The sequence below is a fragment of the Thainema salinarum CENA647 genome, from assembly GCF_057732415.1.
Genome location: NZ_JBYJZJ010000015.1, coordinates 811656 through 828784, shown reverse-complemented (window position 1 = coordinate 828784; position 17129 = coordinate 811656). Strand labels below are relative to the sequence as shown.

At 52.3% G+C, this 17129-nt stretch carries 21 protein-coding genes and 1 pseudogene; 18 read left to right on the top strand and 4 right to left on the bottom strand.

The features are described 5' to 3' along the window. The first annotated feature begins 3 nt into the window (after positions 1 to 3). The 5 genes from AC286M_RS05425 to AC286M_RS05405 all read left to right on the top strand — a co-directional run bounded on the left by AC286M_RS05425 (position 4) and on the right by AC286M_RS05405 (position 5011). Positions 4 to 738, top strand: coding sequence for an SDR family oxidoreductase (locus AC286M_RS05425; RefSeq protein ID WP_488203407.1), 735 nt, complete (start codon positions 4 to 6; stop codon positions 736 to 738). A 235-nt stretch (positions 739 to 973) separates the two neighbouring features. Further along, positions 974 to 1282, top strand: coding sequence for a nuclear transport factor 2 family protein (locus AC286M_RS05420; protein WP_488203406.1), 309 nt, complete (start codon positions 974 to 976; stop codon positions 1280 to 1282). 109 nt (positions 1283 to 1391) lie between these two features. After that, the gene (locus AC286M_RS05415; protein ID WP_488202914.1) at positions 1392 to 2609 is read left to right on the top strand and encodes an IS256 family transposase; all 1218 of its coding nucleotides are present in this window, start codon (positions 1392 to 1394) and stop codon (positions 2607 to 2609) included. 266 nt (positions 2610 to 2875) lie between these two features. Then, positions 2876 to 3322: a DUF6220 domain-containing protein gene (locus AC286M_RS05410; protein ID WP_488203405.1), complete on the top strand. Its 447-nt coding sequence runs from the start codon at positions 2876 to 2878 to the stop codon at positions 3320 to 3322. Positions 3323 to 3466: 144 nt separating this feature from the next. After that, positions 3467 to 5011, top strand: a complete 1545-nt coding sequence (locus AC286M_RS05405; RefSeq protein WP_488203404.1) for a multicopper oxidase family protein — start codon at positions 3467 to 3469, stop codon at positions 5009 to 5011. 67 nt (positions 5012 to 5078) lie between these two features. On the opposite strand, the gene AC286M_RS05400 is transcribed toward AC286M_RS05405, so the two are convergent. After that, positions 5079 to 5273 carry a GNAT family N-acetyltransferase gene (locus tag AC286M_RS05400; RefSeq protein ID WP_488203403.1) on the bottom strand — a complete coding sequence of 65 codons (195 nt, stop codon included), beginning with the start codon at positions 5271 to 5273 and terminating at the stop codon, positions 5079 to 5081. Between the two features lie 485 nt (positions 5274 to 5758). Here AC286M_RS05400 and AC286M_RS05395 point away from each other — a divergent pair, with 485 nt between their 5' ends. From AC286M_RS05395 to AC286M_RS05345, 11 genes are all read left to right on the top strand, one after another. Next, the gene (locus AC286M_RS05395) at positions 5759 to 6406 is read left to right on the top strand and encodes a TetR/AcrR family transcriptional regulator (RefSeq protein WP_488203402.1); all 648 of its coding nucleotides are present in this window, start codon (positions 5759 to 5761) and stop codon (positions 6404 to 6406) included. 295 nt (positions 6407 to 6701) lie between these two features. Then, on the top strand, positions 6702 to 7589 hold the full coding sequence (locus AC286M_RS05390; protein ID WP_488203401.1) for an AraC family transcriptional regulator: 888 nt from the start codon (positions 6702 to 6704) through the stop codon (positions 7587 to 7589). Positions 7590 to 8004: 415 nt separating this feature from the next. Continuing rightward, positions 8005 to 8997, top strand: coding sequence for a CPBP family intramembrane glutamic endopeptidase (locus AC286M_RS05385; RefSeq protein WP_488203400.1), 993 nt, complete (start codon positions 8005 to 8007; stop codon positions 8995 to 8997). Positions 8998 to 9036: 39 nt separating this feature from the next. Continuing rightward, entirely contained in the window at positions 9037 to 9777 is a 741-nt protein-coding gene (locus tag AC286M_RS05380; protein WP_488203399.1) for a CPBP family intramembrane glutamic endopeptidase, read from the top strand. A gap of 176 nt (positions 9778 to 9953) precedes the next feature. After that, positions 9954 to 11696: a CocE/NonD family hydrolase gene (locus AC286M_RS05375; RefSeq protein WP_488203398.1), complete on the top strand. Its 1743-nt coding sequence runs from the start codon at positions 9954 to 9956 to the stop codon at positions 11694 to 11696. A gap of 76 nt (positions 11697 to 11772) precedes the next feature. Continuing rightward, on the top strand, positions 11773 to 12072 hold the full coding sequence (locus AC286M_RS05370; protein ID WP_488203397.1) for a hypothetical protein: 300 nt from the start codon (positions 11773 to 11775) through the stop codon (positions 12070 to 12072). Between the two features lie 20 nt (positions 12073 to 12092). Continuing rightward, positions 12093 to 12464, top strand: coding sequence for a hypothetical protein (locus tag AC286M_RS05365; RefSeq protein WP_488203396.1), 372 nt, complete (start codon positions 12093 to 12095; stop codon positions 12462 to 12464). A 212-nt stretch (positions 12465 to 12676) separates the two neighbouring features. Further along, positions 12677 to 13024, top strand: a complete 348-nt coding sequence (locus AC286M_RS05360) for a hypothetical protein (RefSeq protein WP_488203395.1) — start codon at positions 12677 to 12679, stop codon at positions 13022 to 13024. Between the two features lie 188 nt (positions 13025 to 13212). Continuing rightward, entirely contained in the window at positions 13213 to 13821 is a 609-nt protein-coding gene (locus AC286M_RS05355; RefSeq protein WP_488203394.1) for a hypothetical protein, read from the top strand. Between the two features lie 63 nt (positions 13822 to 13884). Then, the gene (locus AC286M_RS05350) at positions 13885 to 14211 is read left to right on the top strand and encodes a GOLPH3/VPS74 family protein (protein WP_488203611.1); all 327 of its coding nucleotides are present in this window, start codon (positions 13885 to 13887) and stop codon (positions 14209 to 14211) included. Between the two features lie 75 nt (positions 14212 to 14286). Next, positions 14287 to 15150, top strand: a complete 864-nt coding sequence (locus AC286M_RS05345) for an SDR family oxidoreductase (RefSeq protein ID WP_488203393.1) — start codon at positions 14287 to 14289, stop codon at positions 15148 to 15150. A gap of 189 nt (positions 15151 to 15339) precedes the next feature. Here the strand turns inward: AC286M_RS05345 and AC286M_RS05340 are convergent, their stop codons facing one another. The 3 genes and pseudogenes from AC286M_RS05340 to AC286M_RS05330 form a co-directional block, all read right to left on the bottom strand. Next, the gene (locus tag AC286M_RS05340; protein ID WP_488203392.1) at positions 15340 to 15570 is read right to left on the bottom strand and encodes a hypothetical protein; all 231 of its coding nucleotides are present in this window, start codon (positions 15568 to 15570) and stop codon (positions 15340 to 15342) included. Positions 15571 to 15588: 18 nt separating this feature from the next. Next, positions 15589 to 15740 (bottom strand): annotated as a pseudogene (locus tag AC286M_RS05335) (ISKra4-like element ISLesp2 family transposase); the annotation flags it as partial. Positions 15741 to 15936: 196 nt separating this feature from the next. Then, entirely contained in the window at positions 15937 to 16185 is a 249-nt protein-coding gene (locus AC286M_RS05330; protein ID WP_488203391.1) for a DUF4058 family protein, read from the bottom strand. Between the two features lie 90 nt (positions 16186 to 16275). Here AC286M_RS05330 and AC286M_RS05325 point away from each other — a divergent pair, with 90 nt between their 5' ends. Together AC286M_RS05325 and AC286M_RS05320 are read left to right on the top strand one after the other, a co-directional pair. Continuing rightward, positions 16276 to 16425, top strand: a complete 150-nt coding sequence (locus AC286M_RS05325) for a hypothetical protein (RefSeq protein WP_488203390.1) — start codon at positions 16276 to 16278, stop codon at positions 16423 to 16425. A gap of 14 nt (positions 16426 to 16439) precedes the next feature. Beyond that, positions 16440 to 17108: a transposase family protein gene (locus AC286M_RS05320; RefSeq protein ID WP_488203389.1), complete on the top strand. Its 669-nt coding sequence runs from the start codon at positions 16440 to 16442 to the stop codon at positions 17106 to 17108. The last annotated feature ends 21 nt before the right edge of the window (positions 17109 to 17129 follow it).

Genomic DNA, 17129 nt, shown 5'->3' with positions numbered 1-17129 from the left:
ACCATGTTGAATGTAGAAAACAAAGTGATTGTTATTACTGGAGCCAGTAGCGGTATTGGTGAAGCCACTGCAAAACTGCTCGCCCAAAATGGTGCAAAAGTCGTTTTGGGGGCACGGCGGATAGACAAGCTAGAGAAGTTAGTCAAAGAGGTTCATGCATCTGGTGGGACAGCAGAATGCAAAGCGGTTGATGCCACCGATCGCGAAAATGTGAAAGCATTTGTTGAGTTTGCCAAAGACAAATTCGGTCGCGTTGATGTCATCTTTAACAATGCTGGCGTGATGCCCCTGTCGCCGATGAATGCCCTGAAAGTCGAGGAATGGGACAACATGATCAATGTGAATATTCGAGGCGTGTTGAATGGTATCGCGGCGGGGCTACCGATTATGGAAGCTCAAGGTGGTGGGCAGTTCATCAATACCGCATCGATTGGGGCTCATGTAGTCGTTCCGACGGGGGCCGTCTATTGCGCCACAAAATATGCGGTTTGGGCTATTTCTGAAGAACTGCGCCAGGAATCGCAAAATATTCGCGTCACTACGATCTCTCCGGGTGTCGTTGCCACCGAACTTGGCTCTGATATTACAGACGAGTCGGCGAAAGGTGCTTTGCAGGAATTTCGCAAAATTTCGCTCAGCCCAGATGCGATCGCGAGAGCGGTGCTGTACGCCGTATCCCAACCCGATGATGTTGACGTGAATGAAATCATAGTCCGACCGACGGCCAGTGCGTTCTGAAGGGAATCGGTCAAAGCATAGGAGCGTTATCACCAACACAAAGGACATTGTCGTAATGAAACCATTTCATTTTTTAGCTGCTATGGCGCTTATTCTCACGGTAGGCTGTAACGCTGTCGGACAAACTTCTGTTCCCAATGAAACACCAGCACCCAGTAAAAAGGCCGTTGTCGAGGCGAGTTTTCAGCAATAGCAAGATGGTACTGGCTCTCCTTTCGAGCTTTTATCCGAGGATATGCGCTGGACGATTAGTGGCTTTAATACATATGCCGGCACTTACACACGCGAGCCTTTTGAAGAAGAGCTGATTGTGCCTTTTAATGAGCGCGTAGAGGAGCCTTTAAGACCAGCACAGTGGCAAGTTTATGAAGATGGTGACGTTGTTATTATTCATTTTGATGCTGAAACAACCTTGATTAATGGAGAACAGTATAGGAACAGCTATGCCTGGTTTTTCACTTTCGAGGATGAAGAAGTGACTGAAGTTACCGCATTCTTGGACATGCCAGCTTTTGAAAAAGTTTTGGAAATAGAAGCTAGGTAACCAATGAGTAAATATCCTCCGGCAAAGCCGGAGGCGGGATTGTAAATTAGATTGTGTCAAAGGTCAGAGATGAGATCTAATGAACTATTGAACCTAAGAGACTCGTACTATGACTTTTCGACCTGAACTCCTGGATGAATTGCTTAAAGGCTATCAGAATCCCGAAGACCTGCTGGGGGATGGAGGGATTCTTAAGCAGCTCACGGCGGCTTTGGTGGAACGCTGCTTGAATGCGGAAATGAAAACCCATCTGGACGAGCAACAGGCGGAGCCTGAAAGCGACGTCAAGCCAACTCGTAACCGCCGCAACGGCCACAGCAAGAAGACCATCAAAGGGGAGTTTGGAGAAGCTCAAATCAATGTTCCCCGTGACCGCAACAGTGAGTTTGAACCCATCATCGTCAAGAAGGGGCAGACCCGCTTCGAGGGCTTTGATGACAAGATCTTGTCCCTCTATGCCAGGGGCATGAGTACCCGTGACATTCAGGCTCAACTGCAAGACCTGTATGGCGTTGAGGTCTCAGCCGGGCTGATCTCGAACGTCACGGATGCGGTTGAAACGGAGCGTAAAATTTGGCAAAATCGCGCGCTCGACCCGGTTTATCCCATCGTCTATTTTGATGCCATCGTGGTCAAAGTCAGACAAGACGGGCGGGTGATCAACAAAGCGATTCACTTGGCGCTTGGGGTTAACTTGTCTGGCACCAAAGAACTCTTGGGGATGTGGATGACCCAGAACGAGTCTGCCAAATTTTGGCTTCAAGTGCTCACAGAGCTGCAAAATAGGGGTCTCAAAGACATCTTCATCGCTTGCTGTGATGGCCTCACTGGCTTTCCCGATGCCATTGAAGCGGTCTTTGCTCAAACCCAGGTGCAGTTGTGCATTGTTCACATGGTACGAAATTCACTCCGCTATGTGTCCTACAAAGACCGTAAGGCGGTTGCAGCAGACCTCAAGCTGATTTACACGGCCAGCACTGAGACTGAAGCAGAGCAGCGCTTAGTTGAGTTTGCCGAGCAGTGGGACCAGCAATATCCAACCATTAGCAGGTCTTGGCTTCATCATTGGCAGCGGATTATTCCCTTCTTTGCTTTTTCACCGGAGATTCGTAAAGCAATCTATACGACCAATGCGATTGAATCGATGAATATGACTCTTAGAAAGGTGATTAAAAACCACCGAGCTTTTCCAACCGATGAATCTGCCCTAAAAGTTATCTACTTGGCAATTCAAAATATTGCCAAAAAGTGGACCATGCCCATTCGCGACTGGAAACCCGCTCTCAACCGCTTCGCGATTGAATTCAGCGATCGCTTTCCAACTTGAGTTTTTACCTTTGACACAATCTATTTGACATACCCGGCACAAGCATTGCGAGAAGTCTTCACCGCGCAATAAACGTTTTAGCACTACACCATAAGTCCGCTCGATAGCCGCAAAATAAAATCGAATCATTGGGTGCAGCAAACTGCTGCATAGCCATAACGGCTTTTGGCACGCGTAATCCTTCATTTAATCAAAAGGCGATCGCGCTTGCTTCTCAATAGAGTATGACGATTCTTGCTTGACTCCATCAATTCTTAACGACGACGATGAATATTCAATCCATGTCCAAAACCACTGCCTCAAGTGGTTCAGTTTCATTTGGCAAAAAGTCATTCAGGATTCCTTTTCTGATCGGGACTTGGCTGCTCGTAGCCTGTTTGTTAATTCAGGTTTTCACCGTAGGCATGTCAGTATTTGTCGACCCATCCTGGTGGGCAACACATGTCCAGTTCTCCCGTATCGTTGGGTTTCTGTCGATAGTTTTGTTTTCGGCGGCGCTAGTGGGACGATTCCCAAAAACAATTTGCAGTCTGGCTGGGTTGGCAGTCTTCTTGTTTTTTATGCAAGTCGGGACGATTCAACTTTCCATGCTCTCGGCCCTTTCATTCGGCGCAGCGTTTCATCCGATGAGCGCTTTTCTACTCTTTTGGACTGCTACCGCGATCGCAGTCAAAACCTGGCGGAACGTTATGTACTCAGCAGATAGTCGCTAGCAGCCTGAACGGTTCATAAGCTATCAGATTGAATTTCAATGATTTTCTCGCTGATGACGTGCGGTAGTAGAGGAACTTCAACTTCCATACCGCCGTGTTTTCAACGCCATGACAATTGCGGTATTAAAGGTGAATTGAATGAACATGACCCGCAAAAAATTTCTGAGGCTGACGGGCGGCGCGATCGCCACATTACCCCTCGGTTCGATGGCTTTCACAGCCTGTAACAAACGGTTGGCGTTACCAGACAATCGGAAACGAAAGGATGCGATCGCCATCACCCCCTTTCAAGTCCCGTTGCCAGTTCCCCCCGTACTTCAACCCGTCCGCAGCGACAGCACCACGGACTACTACGAAATCACCCAAAAGGCAGGAGAGATAGAAATTCTGCCGGGACTCCGCACCCCGATTTGGGGCTACGACGGCCTTTTCCCCGGTCCTACAATTGCTGTGAACAGCGGGCGACAGGTGGTAATTAGGCACCGCAATGAGCTGCCAGTGCCCACAGTAGTTCACCTGCATGGGGGCAAAACACCCCCCGAGAGCGACGGCTACCCGACTGACATGATTTTGCCAGTTCACGCCGCCGAAACTAAACGGGCAACTCATGCAGAGCATTCTACTGTCGGCGGCGTCGGTCACGGCTTCAAAGACTACACCTACCCCAATCAGCAGCCCAGCGCCACCCTCTGGTATCACGACCATCGAGATATGTTCACGGGGCCACAGGTATACAAAGGATTGGCGGGCTTTTACCTGATCCATGACGCCGTTGAGGAGGCATTGCCTCTGCCCAGAGGCGACCAGGACATTCCCCTGATGATCAGCGACCACATTTTTAACGAAGATGGCTCCTTCTTTTATCCCTCCCTTGACCCAGAACTGCATGAACCGGGGCTAACCAACGGCTATCACAATGGGGTGCAGGGCAACACGGTTCTAGTCAACGGTGCGCCCTTTCCCTTTCTCGAAGTGTCGAATACGCGCTATCGCTTCCGGTTCTTAAATGCTTCCAATCGCCGTATTTACAAGCTTGCCCTCGACCCAGCACCGGCAGAGGTTGCATTCACGCAGATTGGCAGCGATGGGGGGTTACTGCCTGCTCCCGTGCCGCAGACTGAGCTGGTGATAGCCCCTGCCGAACGCTTTGATGTCGTAATCGACTTCTCCCATTACGCGGTTGGTACTCAAGTAGGGTTGAGAAACCTGGATGGAGAAGGGGCCACATCACAGGTGATGCGCTTTGATGTAGTGCGATCGCAACCCGACGACAGCAACATCCCCGCTCAACTGGCCCCCGACTGGGAAACCCTGGACCCAGAACAGGCAGAGGTCACTCGTCGCATTATCCTGAGACGAGCCGGGAAACGGTTTCAAATCAATGGCAAAGAGTTTGACCCCAACCGCACCGACATTTATCCCCGACTGGGCTCAACGGAAATTTGGGAAATCTCTGCCGATATCCCCCACCCCTTCCACATGCATCTGGCTCACTTTCAAGTGCTCTCTCGCAATAATCAGGCTCCCGCTCCCTGGGACATTGGTTGGAAAGACACCGTCCGAGTGGGACCGAGGGAAACGGTGCGGGTCATCCCCCGCTTTTCCCCCTACCGAGGAAAGTTCATGTATCACTGTCACATGCTGGAGCACGAAGATCTAGGCATGATGGATAATTTTGAGGTGATTTAAGCCCGGTTATCTGCATCAGCCTAATTTTCTCACAGGCTTCACAGGTTTGAATCAGGGTAAGGAAACCCTATTTCTTCGAACAGTAATCGCTTCGCTCCAAACGATAGACAAAGCGATCGCCCTCGCCAAGCTGGCGTCGTTCTACCCGTCGAAAGCCCAACTTTTCATGGAACCGATGGGCGCGGATATTGTTCATCAGCGGATCAACCAGAGCTGCCGTCAAGCCTGGGTCAGTAAAGCAGTGAGCCAGGGCAAGCTGCATCAGGGTGCATGTCAGGTTTGCAAATACCCTGCATGGCCCTCATCCCCCAACCCCTTCTCCCAATGCTGGGAGAAGGGGAGAACAGCGGTTCGAAGTCCCTCTCCCAGGCTTGGGCTACTGCTTATACACATCTCTTGATGGAGCTCAAGACCCTGCATTTGGCCCCCCTCGCCCCCCAATTCTGGGGGGAACCGGAGTTTCAAAGTCCCCCAGAATTGGGGGATTTAGGGGGCCTTTGAGGGCAATTCCTCTAGCCAGATGACTTATGTATAAGCGGCAGCCCAGGCTTGGGAGAGGGATTTAGGGTGAGGGCTCAAAGGTGACATGCTCCCAGCTGCATCATTAGCCTGAATCGCTATTTGCCTGAATAAGACGTGCTAGTTGGCAAAGCAACCTCTTGTCACTTAGTGACATTTAGCGCTATTGTGTCACTTAGTGACAGACTTTGAAAGAAGACTGTCGTGGGGAGTGACGGTGCCAACGGTATGACGAAGAACAGGCGCAAGCCAGGGAGGAGGAGTGAGCAGCGGCAGCAGCGGATACGTCTAGAGATTTCGCGGGAGGCAGCGCGGTTGTTCTGGGAGCAAGGGGTCGCTGCTACGACCGGCGAGCAGATCGCAGAAGCGGTGGGTCTCTCGGTGCGCACCCTCTGGCGGTACTTCCGCAACAAGGAGAGCTGTGTCGAGCCGGTCTTGGCGCAGGATGGCGAGGAGTTTGTGGCGCTATTGCGCCGCTGGCCTCGGGATGTCTCCCTTGAAGATCACCTCATGGAGTGGGCGATAAATCGGACTAAAGATCCCGATCAGCAGTCCTTTGATCAGGCTGTGATCAAGATGACTGTGCTGGCCGAAAAAGAGCCGGATCTACGGACGGCCTGGCTGATGACCAACGACCGAATAGAGCGTGCTCTGGTCGAGATCTTCGCAGATCGCCTGCGGCGATCGCCTGACGATATCGAGGTGCGATTGCACGCAGCAGCAGCCACCGCAGTCGTGCGCGTTATCAGTGAAGACATCAGTGCGGCCCTGATGGCAGGAGCCGATCCCACCTCGCTTGGCAACACGCTTGGGCAGATGGCCCGCGCCGTGCATACAGCTACAGGTGGGGCAGTTGGCGATCCTGTCGATCCTTAAACCCATTGACAACTGAAATCAGCAATAAGAGTCAAGGAGTTGATCCTCATGTCTAAATTTTCTTCTAACTATTCGCGGGAGTCAGAAAAAAATACCGCTGGGTTCTCTACTCGGCCCGTACATAATCAGTTCACACGTCTGAACTGGCCCGAGGGCATTGTGAGCCTTATCGCCCCTAACACAGTCGGGTACGGAGTCGGATTGCAACTCTCGCGACTCGGACTCGGTCCCGTGGTCTATCGGCACTTACAATCCCTGGATTCCTATACAAGAACAATCGGTGAGAACAAACTCCATGGCCAGCAACCAGCTCAACTCGCTCGAACTCTGCCAACGGTTCAATAAACCACTGATGATCTCCAATCGTCAAATGAATTGGAATGGCATTTTGGTTGAGCAGTGTCAAAGTCCTGTTTCGACCTATGAGGTAGAACTTCCAGCCCTCTCAGACCACTGGCTCAGCTTACACCTAGGGAATTCTACTCCTTTAATTCAGAAACGGGGCGATCGCCGACATGAATCAGTCCTTCATGAGGGGGACAATCTCTTTATTCCGGCTGGACAGCCAACCTACTGGTATAAAGGTAAAAGTGGTATCACCTGCTCTCCACTATTCATTTGCTTGAAACCAGAACTGATTCAACAGGTTGCTGAAGCCTCTGATATGGATTCAAACCGGTTCGAGTTTAGGCATTGTTTTGGTCAGCAAGATTCGCAACTGCATCAGATTGGCATGCTGATATTGGCTGAGTTGCGATCGGGCGGGATGATGGGGCAACTCTATATCGAATCACTCACTCAAGCCCTGGTGATTCATCTACTCCGAAACTTTTCGACCCTAAAGCAAGCAATCGCATCACCCCACAGCAGCTTTACTCATACCCAGTTGCAGCAGGCGATCGATTACATTCACACTTACTTGAATCGAGATTTATCCTTGGCAGAACTGGCAAGTGTAGTGAATATCAGCCCAACTTACTTTGCGAGCTTATTTAAGCAAGAAATGGGAATTTCGCCCCATCAATACGTGATTCAACAGCGGGTAGAACGAGCGAAAGTGATGTTGATGAAAACGGATTTAGCGATCGCAGACATCGCTCTACAAGTCGGTTTCTCTAGCCAAAGCCATTTGACTCAACAGTTTAAGCGATTCACTGGCATGACACCGAAACAGATTCGCTAGCTCCATAGGAATCTAATAAATAATCGTAAGAATTTGAAAGAACTTGAGTGTTAAAACTCACATACTCAAGTTAGCTAAGACAAAGACAATCTGTACCAAAAGTATATAAACACAGCACAACAATTCCGTTGATAGTGGTCGTCGATACTCGGATTGTGGTTCGACTAGGGGCTAGCGCATGTCCAACGATGCCGGATTTGGTGATACCAGATCTATCGAAGTCATCGTTAAATCCTGAAACTATCGCAACAGAAGAGTTAGTTAGGACAATTTGCAAATTCAACGTTCAAACGGTTGAACGTTTTCAGCAACTTTAAGTGTCCTAACCAGAAGGTCGAAAGCTATATCGACAACTGTGATCAGTAACCCGACCCAAGCACTACAGAATTTACCCATAAAGGGAACGGAGATAAAGATGCAAAATACCGAAAGAAAAAAGGGAATCACGGCAGAAACGAAAAAAGTTACTTACGTGGAGGCTGCCGGGTGGGGTAAGTATCGGTGGTGGCGGTATGTTCTGGGATTAGTCGTCATCTTCTTTGTGGGGCTGGTCGTCAACGGCATCACCGTCCCGCGTGTCGCAATCTTGCTCGGCGGTCAAGAGGCGCTGGCGGCGTTCAGTCGGCTGGATTACGCTGCGCTCGGCCTCGTGGGGGGCTTCGTTGCGTTCAGGGCGAGTTTTCCGTTCTTCCTCGCGGGAATCCTGATCGCCGTCACCCTCATTCACCAGCGTCATCCCCGGACGCTGGTCACAGCGCGTAAAAAGATTAGCTGGCGGCGTATCGGTCAGGGGTTTGTGGCGTGGTTCGTGCCAGTCTGGCTGATCGCTGGGCTGGGACAGTACTTCTTCTATCCCGATACCTTCTCTTTTAACTTTGACCTCACAACGTTCGCGCTCTTCGTGCCGATCGCACTGATTTTCGTTGCGATCCAGACCACCACAGAGGAGCTTTTCTTTCGCGGCTACATTGTGCAGGGCGCGAGTATTGTTTGGTCTAACCGCGTCTTTCTGGCGCTGGTGCCAGCCGTGATCTTCGCCCTGGCGCACCTGCTCAACCCGGAGGCGAGCGCTGGCGGCTGGCTCACGGTCTTCATCAACTACTTCCTCGTTCCGGGGCTAGTGTGGACCGTGGTTTCGTTGATTGACGGAACCACCGAACTCGCCATCGGCGTACACTTCGCGAACAACATCGGCGGCAATCTCTTGATGGGCGTAGCCGGAAGCGCCGTGACCGGAAGCGCCGTGACCGCGCCGACTCTATTCACCGTCAGCGAGTTCCACGCGACCTACACGGCTCTATCAATGCTGGTTGTCGTACCCATGTTTCTGGCGATCGCCTACAAAGTGTTCAAACCCGATGGAGTATCCAAACCCGTTTCCCAGAGTTATCGGAGTGGTCGTTGGTAATCTCGTCAGTTCGTCAAACCATCAGCAGAGGATAAAACCATGGTTAAGGATAAAAACTCTAGGCTGCGACTGTTTGGGCTGCTGTGGTTGGCCGGCATGGCTGGGGTGATGTCCCTGGGGTTGCTGCCTTTGCCCTCGCTCCCAGAGGGTGCCCCACCTGCCGCCGTGGTCAGACTACTGATGCTGGTGCAGCCCACGGTTTTGGTATCGGTAGCGGTACTGATAGGCGTGCTCTTGACTCCCCAGCTAGGACTCATGGCACCGGGGGCAGAGGCTTTAGCCGTTGGGCGATCGTGGCGGCAAGCCATGGTTCCTCAACTGCGGCCTGGTGTGGTGGGTGGGTTGATCAGCGGTGGACTACTGGCCGCGATTACCTTGTTGTCTCGCCCGCTGCTGCCACCAGCCTTTGAGGCGGCTGAGCCCACGCCACTGCTAGTGCGATTTCTCTACGGCGGTATCACCGAAGAAATTCTGATCCGCTGGGGACTGATGACACTGCTGCTCTGGCTGGGCTGGCGATTTGGGCAGCAGCGCCAGGGTAAACCCCAGACCCGATGGGTGGTCGTCGCCATTGCCGTCTCCTCCCTGGTATTTGCGATGGCTCACTTGCCCTATGCGATCGCCCTGGGGCTGCCGTTAACCCCAACCCTAGTCGGGTTCTTGCTAATCCAAAATTCTTTGTTTGCGGGGGTTGCGGGGTATTTGTTCTGGCGCTATGGGCTAGAGGCCGCCATGATTGCCCATCTGACGGTCCATGCCGTGCTGGCCCTCATCGGCTGAGGCATCTCCTGGCTGCCGGGCAGGGTGGACACGGGTATCGTGGCCCAGGCACGCTGCCGGATGGGCTGGACGGCAAAGCGTTCACCATCATGTCTCAAATTTCTTCTAACAGCTCACAAAATCGTGACCGACTCACGTACGACTCAAGACCAACAGCTTCCACTCGGAGAAGAATTATGCGCGTTCCCAAGACCTACGTCAGGCACTTATTAACAGGCACAGCAGTGATGTTGCTTGTCCTCGCTGGGGCACCTGCCGCATTGACACAGTCAGAGGCGATCGCGACTGCTGCGGTTGCCACCGCCGACAGAGCGGTCACGCACGCCGAGAACGCCCGCGTTCCCCAAGGTGCGGCCTGGACGCAGCACTACTTTCCGTCCTCAGACGGCTCCGACGTTGAACTGCACGCCGACGTTCTGTTGCCCGAAGGACTGGCCGCAGGCGAGCAGGTGCCGGTGATCCTTTCGGTCGGGGCGTACTTCGGGCACTCCGGCCAACAGGCACTGGAAAACCACGCGCACACCGGCCCCTCGAACCGCTTCAACGACCTGGTCGAAGGCACCGATCTATTCAACCGCGGCTACGCCCTGGCGATGGTTGACCTGCGCGGCTTCGGCGGCTCCACCGGATGTCTAGACTTCATGGGTCCCGGTGAGCAGGCCGACGTGCAGGCCGCGATCGACTGGACCGCGAGCCAGCCCTGGTCTACGGGTGCCGTCGGCATGTATGGCAAGTCCTATGATGCCATCACCGGTTTAGTTGGCAACAACCTCGACCAGGACGCGCTCAAAGCCGTCGTCGCCCAGGAGCCGCTCTGGGATCTGCACCGCAGCACCTGGTCGAACGGCGTCCCCCGCTCGACCATCGTGGATGTGTCGCGCACCTATAACGAGATTGCTACCTTGTCGCAACTGCCCGACGATGACGAGCGCTACCGGACCAATGCCGCCTACGAGCAGGTGAACCCGCTGTGCCTGCCGTTGAACTCGCTCGGCTACCAGGACGCTGACCCGGACTCGGAGTTCTGGCAGTTCCGTGACCTGGCGTGGCACGCCAAGGGCACCGACACACCGCTGTTGTTCACGCAGGGTTTCCTTGAATATAAGGCCGAAGCCGAAGCGGTGGAGGAGTTCCTCGCCAACCACCAGGGACCGCAGCGCGGCTGGCTCGGCCCCTGGGAGCATTATCGGGGCAACGACCGCACTGCCGATGGGAGACTGGAAATGGGCCGCGAGGGCTGGTTCGACGAGGTGATGTCCTTCTACGACCAGTACCTCAAGGGCATCGAACCGACCGTGGACTACCCAGCCTACGTCGTGCAGGACAGTACCGGTGCCTGGCGCGCCCAGGATACCTGGCCCGTCGTGGAGTACGCCGCCACCATCGCGCTCGGCGGCGGGTCGTACCTGGACGACGGCCTGTTCGCCGAGCCTGCAACCGAGGCTCCCAACCGCTTCTTCGTCTGGTCTGAGCCACTTGGGCAGTCGGTTCGGATCACTGGTACGCCGCAGGTGTCCCTGAATGTCGAGGGCCACGGCAACGTCATGGTTGAGCTGTACGACGTCGCCCCAGACGGCAGCGCCGTTGCGTTCAACCGGCAGGTGGCGGTGGTGAAACCCGGCACGACCAGCTTGGACCTCAGATCGACGGACTGGACGCTGCAAACGGGTCACGCGCTGGTCGTCGAGATTGGCACCATTCAGCCCTCTCTGGCTGGTGACAACGACTGGATTGATACACCGTCGTTGGAAAGAATCACCGTCAGCGTCGCCCGGCTCGAGCTTGCCCTGGACGACCCAGCCAACGACACCGTCATCCCTGGCGATCGCGCGCCGTGGCTGGACATCTACCGGCAGGCGTACACGGAGCAGCTGTCTCCCAATACCCCAAGCTTCACGCTGCCGACGCAAGACCGCTGACCCAGCGGTTGTTGTAGCCCTAAACAAACCAAATCATGATGGTTTCTTGAATCGATTGTTAACTCTGCAGTTTTAGATGGTGAATCAAATGATTAAGTACAAAGATTTTGCGCCTCGAATTACTGAACGGGGCCCCCTAGGCGGACCTTCCGAGTATGAATCTTTCTTGGAGGTGGTGAGTGCTGTAAATCAGTGGATCGAAAGTACAACGATCCAGGTAATCAATGTTGAAACGGTTGTTTTACCCGATCGCATCGAAGGCACCCATGATGATATCTACGGAGTGACGACCAGTAATGCTTTCTACCCAGTGATGATTAGTCAAGGTCTTCCAATCAAATACTTTCAATGTGTGCGTGTTTGGTACCGAGAATAAGCGTCACCGGAGAAGAAATCATGAAACGATCTACCTTGTTTACTTTTCTGTACCTCGCGCTCGGAGTTTGCCTGACAGCGATCGCGTTGGGATACCCAAACCTGTCTTCGGGTCTTCAAACCAGCTTGTTGATCAACGCAGGAGCGTCCTACATCGCTTGTATTTTCGAGCCATTTTTGCGGGAGAGGACAATCCGCTTCTATCGCCGCCGCAATTCATCGGTCATCCTATCCTCGTTGGTGATTGGATTCACTCTTATTTGGATAATTTGGCAGGTTCAAAGTCAGAACTGGACAATGGAAGCCATTTTACAGACGCTTCCGTGGCTAATCGTTGTTTTACTGTTTGCTGAAAACATTGTGATTATAAGGCAGGTGAATTCTGAAAATTAGAAACTGTTTTCTAACGCTTATTAAGTGATTTCTACCTTCCACGTTCGCTTGTTGTTGGCGATTCTTCGTACATCAATAATATTCTCGGCTCAACTTCAAAGGAGCGAACATGGCACATCCAATCAGCAAATTTGGCTCCAATTCGTTGATTTCTGCTCCGAGGAGAACCGCATCCATATTTAACTCCAACAGTATCAAGAGTAAAGTCGACCATGTTCAAGCGATTCTCTAAAGTTTCTATCCTGTTAGTCACAGTTACAGCGTTGGTGATGGTTTGCTTACAATCTTTTGGGGCAAAGCCTGCCCTATCTGAGATACCAGATTTAGGCCCCTCAAATCAGTCAACGCTGGTTGCAACAGCCGCTCTTCCCCCTGATCTTGTCCCGGCTGTTTTAGGCGGTAGACCTGTTTATGTACTGTATGTGACCAGAGCCGAAGATACGGTTCTCATCCGTTGTTATCCCGGTTATGAACCTACGATCACCGTTCGAGCGATGGGAAATAATCCCAATGCCAACACTCAAAAAGAAGGTGTTATGATGTGCCGCCCTTCTGCTTAGAACTGATGCGGCAAATTTACTCTGGTATCGCTACAGGCATATGGACAGAAGCTGCTTCAGACCGATGCGGTGTTCAGACCTGAAGAACGTCCTGAAGCGCGATTGCGAATTAGATAGAAACTGCTCTCACACGGGCTAGGCCGAATAGTACAGATATCGAGTTGAAGTGCAACTCTGGGGTGAGCACTATGGTGCAGCATGAATGGCAAGATGAAACACGACAATTGGCGATCGCACCTCGCCTATGGCTCTGGTGGACATTGGCTACTACAATCGCGGGGGCGATCGTTGGAGCACTGGAAGCGTCAGGATTTCAGTTTATAGCAACCATATATTTTACAGGTTTGTTTATTGGCGCAGCCCAATGGCTCGTTTTGCGCCAGTACCTGCCTAAAGCCTTTTGGTGGATAGTGGTTAGCACCCAGGGATGGACTTTTGGGATAGCGCTGGCGAGTTCTTTCATCACACCCCTTTTTGATCCGCTTATTCAATTCCTGAGCACACTAGGCGCATGGCCAGTTTTTTGGTCGAATCTGGTCACACAGCCGATTGAACTGGCTATTTTTAGCGTGGCTCAGCTTCCGATTTTGACACGATTTGTTCGTAAAGCGCATTGGTGGATTCTGGTCAGCGCCTTAGGAGGTGCGTTAGATGGAGCAAGTAGCTCAACTGTCGCCTACATTGAGCTACTACCACCACCATTCTCGACAGCATTGATTTATGGGGCAGGTTGGCTAAGCTACGGCATCGTTACCGGAATTTATCTGCAATGGCTGCTGCGTCATCACCCCCGGTAGGGCAATACACAAACTTGCGATGAGCGCCGAGGCGCAACTCCGAAGGAACCGCAATATACTTCAATCAGGAATTCATTATGCAAACCCATTCTTGGACTGTTTCCAACGCAGCGATATTTTCTAACCGATGATTCCATTCAACGCGAGATTGTCCAGCAAGTTCGTGCAGCCGTATTAGAAGACACTGGACCGGATTCTCGGATGGCAGCATTGATTAGTTTGATGCAAGCCTCTCACCTGACCGATGCGGTGTTCAGACTTGAAGAACGTCCTGAAGCGCGATCGCGGATTAGAGCGATCGCAGAAGGGAATCTGGTCGGCAAAGCAGTTTCAAAGGCAAATTTCACCATTCAAGCAACCACGCTTCTGAGTGCAGTCAATGTTCGATGAAATAGTTAGATCGCAGCAATAGGGTGGGCACTGCCCACAAAACTCTAAAGCTTACTACAACACAGGAGGTTTCCAATGGACCGGAAGATTTTAGTCACTGGCGCAACTGGCAGCAACGGTACAGAGATTATCAAGCGACTCTCAGCACAGAACATACAAGTCGGTGCAATGGTTCGTAACCCTGATCAAGCGAAGGAGATTGCACTCCCGAATGTTGAAGTGGTGAAGGGGAACTTTGATCGCCCTGAGACGTTGTTGGCGGCGCTGACTGACGTGGACAGTGCCTTTCTCTTAACGAACTCTACAGAACACGCAGAAGCGCAACAACTTGCGTTCGTTGATGCGGCACGTCAGAGTAGCGTCAAGCATATCGTCAAACTATCGCAATTTGCAGCCGATGCCCATTCGCCTGTGCGCTTTTTGCGTTACCATGCCGCCGTCGAAGCAGCAATCCAAGCATCAGGAATGACGTATACGTTTCTGCGTCCCAACCTCTTTATGCAGGGCTTACTAAGCTTTAGATCGACGATCACAAGCCAAAACGCCTTTTATGCCGCGATCAGTGATGCAAAGGTGAGCGTCGTAGATGTCCGCGACATTGCTGACGTTGCTGTAGCGTCTCTGACCGAAGCTGGGCATGAAGGCAAGATTTACGATCTCACGGGTCCGCAGGCGCTAACCCATACCGAGATGGCAGAATATCTCTCTGCTGCCCTGAAGCGTCAGATTATGTTTGTCGATATCCCACCCGAACCGATGCGGGAAGCCATGATTGGCTTTGGGATGCCAGCTTGGCAAGCCGATGGACTGATTGAAGATTACGCCCACTATCGACGCAATGAGGCAGCAGCGATCGCTTCAGGGATAAAGGATGCGACTGGCCAAGCGCCGCGTCAGTTTGAGGACTTTGCCCGCGATTATGCAACGGTATTTAGCTGATTTCCAAAATTGAACGATCAACAAGTTTAGCTCTAGCCGTTCGCAACCCTAGTTCGGTAATAAACCCAGTCTATTTTGAGACCCGTAGTTTTTCTTCTTCTGAATCCAGGTGAGATTTACCCCACAACCGATCAGCGATCGCTAGCGACGTTGCATTGATGCGTTGCTGAAACCGTGCGACTTGTGTCTTCAAATCCGCTTTACAGTTATAACAAGCCTGATAAATGGCCTCCTTCCGCAACCACTGCCAAAGATGCTCGACCGCATGAAGTCAGGATTGTCAGTGGGTAACGGCTGAAGCGCGATGTCGAACCCCTCATCTGCGGCAATTTGAACGGTTTTGGCCCGATGATAGAAGGCTCCATTCCAGATTACCTTCATCGGGAGGTCGGGAAATTCCACCCGCAGTTGCTTGAGCATGTCAATCGTGTTGAATCACCGGAGTTCGCTGAGAATGCGGTGGCTCAGCCGTGGCGCAGTTGACGACGTAGCCACTTAAACCACATCTGTGGGGTGCGAGCGGGATTGCCATCGCGATAAGCTTCCGCCGCTTGCCAGAGATGTGCGGCAGCATGATAGAAGTCCAGGATCCAAGAATGACCCGGCTCAACTTGTGCATCAGAGCGCCCACCATGTGCATCTTGGTTTTGCCTATAGCAAAGAGGCGATCGCGAAAGGCCATTGGGTCATTGCCCCTCAGAGCAAAACACCTCATCCGGCGATCGCTCAATACTCCAGTGAATGCAAGCCCACGCGGGGGCGAGGCATAGGACTGTCGCTCGGGCGTCAGCTCAGAGATGCCAACACACTCTTGACCCAGGCAGCTTCTTCACTCGATAACTTGGGCTGAACGGGTTGCTCATAATCAATCACCAGATCAAAGCGAGCCCGGTCATAGACATCGTTAAACACTTGCTGCAAATTCACTGTGGGAATGAGCTCTTGAGGGTGCAATGGCACGGGGAAAGTCGGTATTGCCATCTTGAGGTCAAATTCGTATAGTTTGGCATCGGGTCGCTCAATACTGGCACTCACTAACCTGCATTATTAGACCTCTTGCACGAATAACTTGACTCGTTGAGAGCACCTGGCAGAGACTCATAAAAGTCTTTAGTTCCAACCGCAATGACGTACGAACGGATCAGCCAACTGAAGCCGAACGACTTTCGCCGCTACTGCGGGGTCAGCCCCGAGACCTTTGGCACGATGGCTAAACCATTGCTCCTGGGCTTCCTAAAGTTGGTCAGCGGAGGGGACAACCCGGTTTCAGCGTAGAAGACCAATTGCTGATGACCCTAGAATACTGGCGAGAATATCGCACCTTCTTTCATCTGGCCGTGAGTTGGCAGACCTCTGAAGCAACGGTCTGCCGCACCATCACTCGAGTAGAAAATGAGCTTGCGGCCTGCGGCTACAGCAAGTTGCCGGGACATAAGAGCCTCACAGCGGAGAGAGGTCACCTCAGAGGTCATTGTTGTAGATGTGAGCGAGTCACAGATAGAGCGTCCCCCAAAAAACAGAAGCACTACTTCAGTGGCAAGAAGCGCAAGCATACCTTAATGGTGCAGTTGGTCATCGACTTGGTCACATTGCAGGTGCTGCACACGGTCTATGGCAAGGGCCATGAAAACGACTTTGGCTTGTACAAACGCTCGAAATTACACCTTAATGAGAAGCTGGAGTTGCTGGCAGACAAGGGATACCAGGGAATTGCAAAGCTTCATCGCAAGAGTTTCATTCCCTGCAAGAAGCCACCCGGTGGCAAGCTGACTCAGACGCAGCGGGCTTACAACCGGGAGTTGGCCAAGTTGCGTATCAAGGTGAAGCCTGTTATCTGTCGGTTGAAAATATTTCGGATCTTGGCAGAACGCTATCGCAATCGCAGGAGACGCTTTGGGTTGAGGTTCAATTTGATTGCTTCGATTTACAACTGCCAGCTTGCTCAAACCACCGCTTAGATTCGTGCAAGAGGTCTATTC

Bases quoted from the DNA above. Each gene is read 5' to 3' on its own strand.
- AC286M_RS05365 (WP_488203396.1), top strand. From the start codon at position 12,093: ATGAAACGATCTACCTTGTTTACTTTTCTGTACCTCGCGCTCGGAGTT.
- AC286M_RS05405 (WP_488203404.1), top strand. From the start codon at position 3,467: ATGACCCGCAAAAAATTTCTGAGGCTGACGGGCGGCGCGATCGCCACA.
- AC286M_RS05325 (WP_488203390.1), top strand. From the start codon at position 16,276: ATGACGTACGAACGGATCAGCCAACTGAAGCCGAACGACTTTCGCCGC.
- AC286M_RS05340 (WP_488203392.1), bottom strand. From the start codon at position 15,570: ATGCTCAAGCAACTGCGGGTGGAATTTCCCGACCTCCCGATGAAGGTA.
- AC286M_RS05370 (WP_488203397.1), top strand. From the start codon at position 11,773: ATGGTGAATCAAATGATTAAGTACAAAGATTTTGCGCCTCGAATTACT.
- AC286M_RS05380 (WP_488203399.1), top strand. From the start codon at position 9,037: ATGGTTAAGGATAAAAACTCTAGGCTGCGACTGTTTGGGCTGCTGTGG.
- AC286M_RS05425 (WP_488203407.1), top strand. From the start codon at position 4: ATGTTGAATGTAGAAAACAAAGTGATTGTTATTACTGGAGCCAGTAGC.
- AC286M_RS05415 (WP_488202914.1), top strand. From the start codon at position 1,392: ATGACTTTTCGACCTGAACTCCTGGATGAATTGCTTAAAGGCTATCAG.
- AC286M_RS05420 (WP_488203406.1), top strand. From the start codon at position 974: ATGCGCTGGACGATTAGTGGCTTTAATACATATGCCGGCACTTACACA.
- AC286M_RS05360 (WP_488203395.1), top strand. From the start codon at position 12,677: ATGTTCAAGCGATTCTCTAAAGTTTCTATCCTGTTAGTCACAGTTACA.
- AC286M_RS05400 (WP_488203403.1), bottom strand. From the start codon at position 5,273: ATGCAGCTTGCCCTGGCTCACTGCTTTACTGACCCAGGCTTGACGGCA.
- AC286M_RS05320 (WP_488203389.1), top strand. From the start codon at position 16,440: ATGACCCTAGAATACTGGCGAGAATATCGCACCTTCTTTCATCTGGCC.
- AC286M_RS05345 (WP_488203393.1), top strand. From the start codon at position 14,287: ATGGACCGGAAGATTTTAGTCACTGGCGCAACTGGCAGCAACGGTACA.
- AC286M_RS05410 (WP_488203405.1), top strand. From the start codon at position 2,876: ATGAATATTCAATCCATGTCCAAAACCACTGCCTCAAGTGGTTCAGTT.
- AC286M_RS05390 (WP_488203401.1), top strand. From the start codon at position 6,702: ATGGCCAGCAACCAGCTCAACTCGCTCGAACTCTGCCAACGGTTCAAT.
- AC286M_RS05375 (WP_488203398.1), top strand. From the start codon at position 9,954: ATGCGCGTTCCCAAGACCTACGTCAGGCACTTATTAACAGGCACAGCA.
- AC286M_RS05385 (WP_488203400.1), top strand. From the start codon at position 8,005: ATGCAAAATACCGAAAGAAAAAAGGGAATCACGGCAGAAACGAAAAAA.
- AC286M_RS05355 (WP_488203394.1), top strand. From the start codon at position 13,213: ATGGTGCAGCATGAATGGCAAGATGAAACACGACAATTGGCGATCGCA.
- AC286M_RS05395 (WP_488203402.1), top strand. From the start codon at position 5,759: ATGACGAAGAACAGGCGCAAGCCAGGGAGGAGGAGTGAGCAGCGGCAG.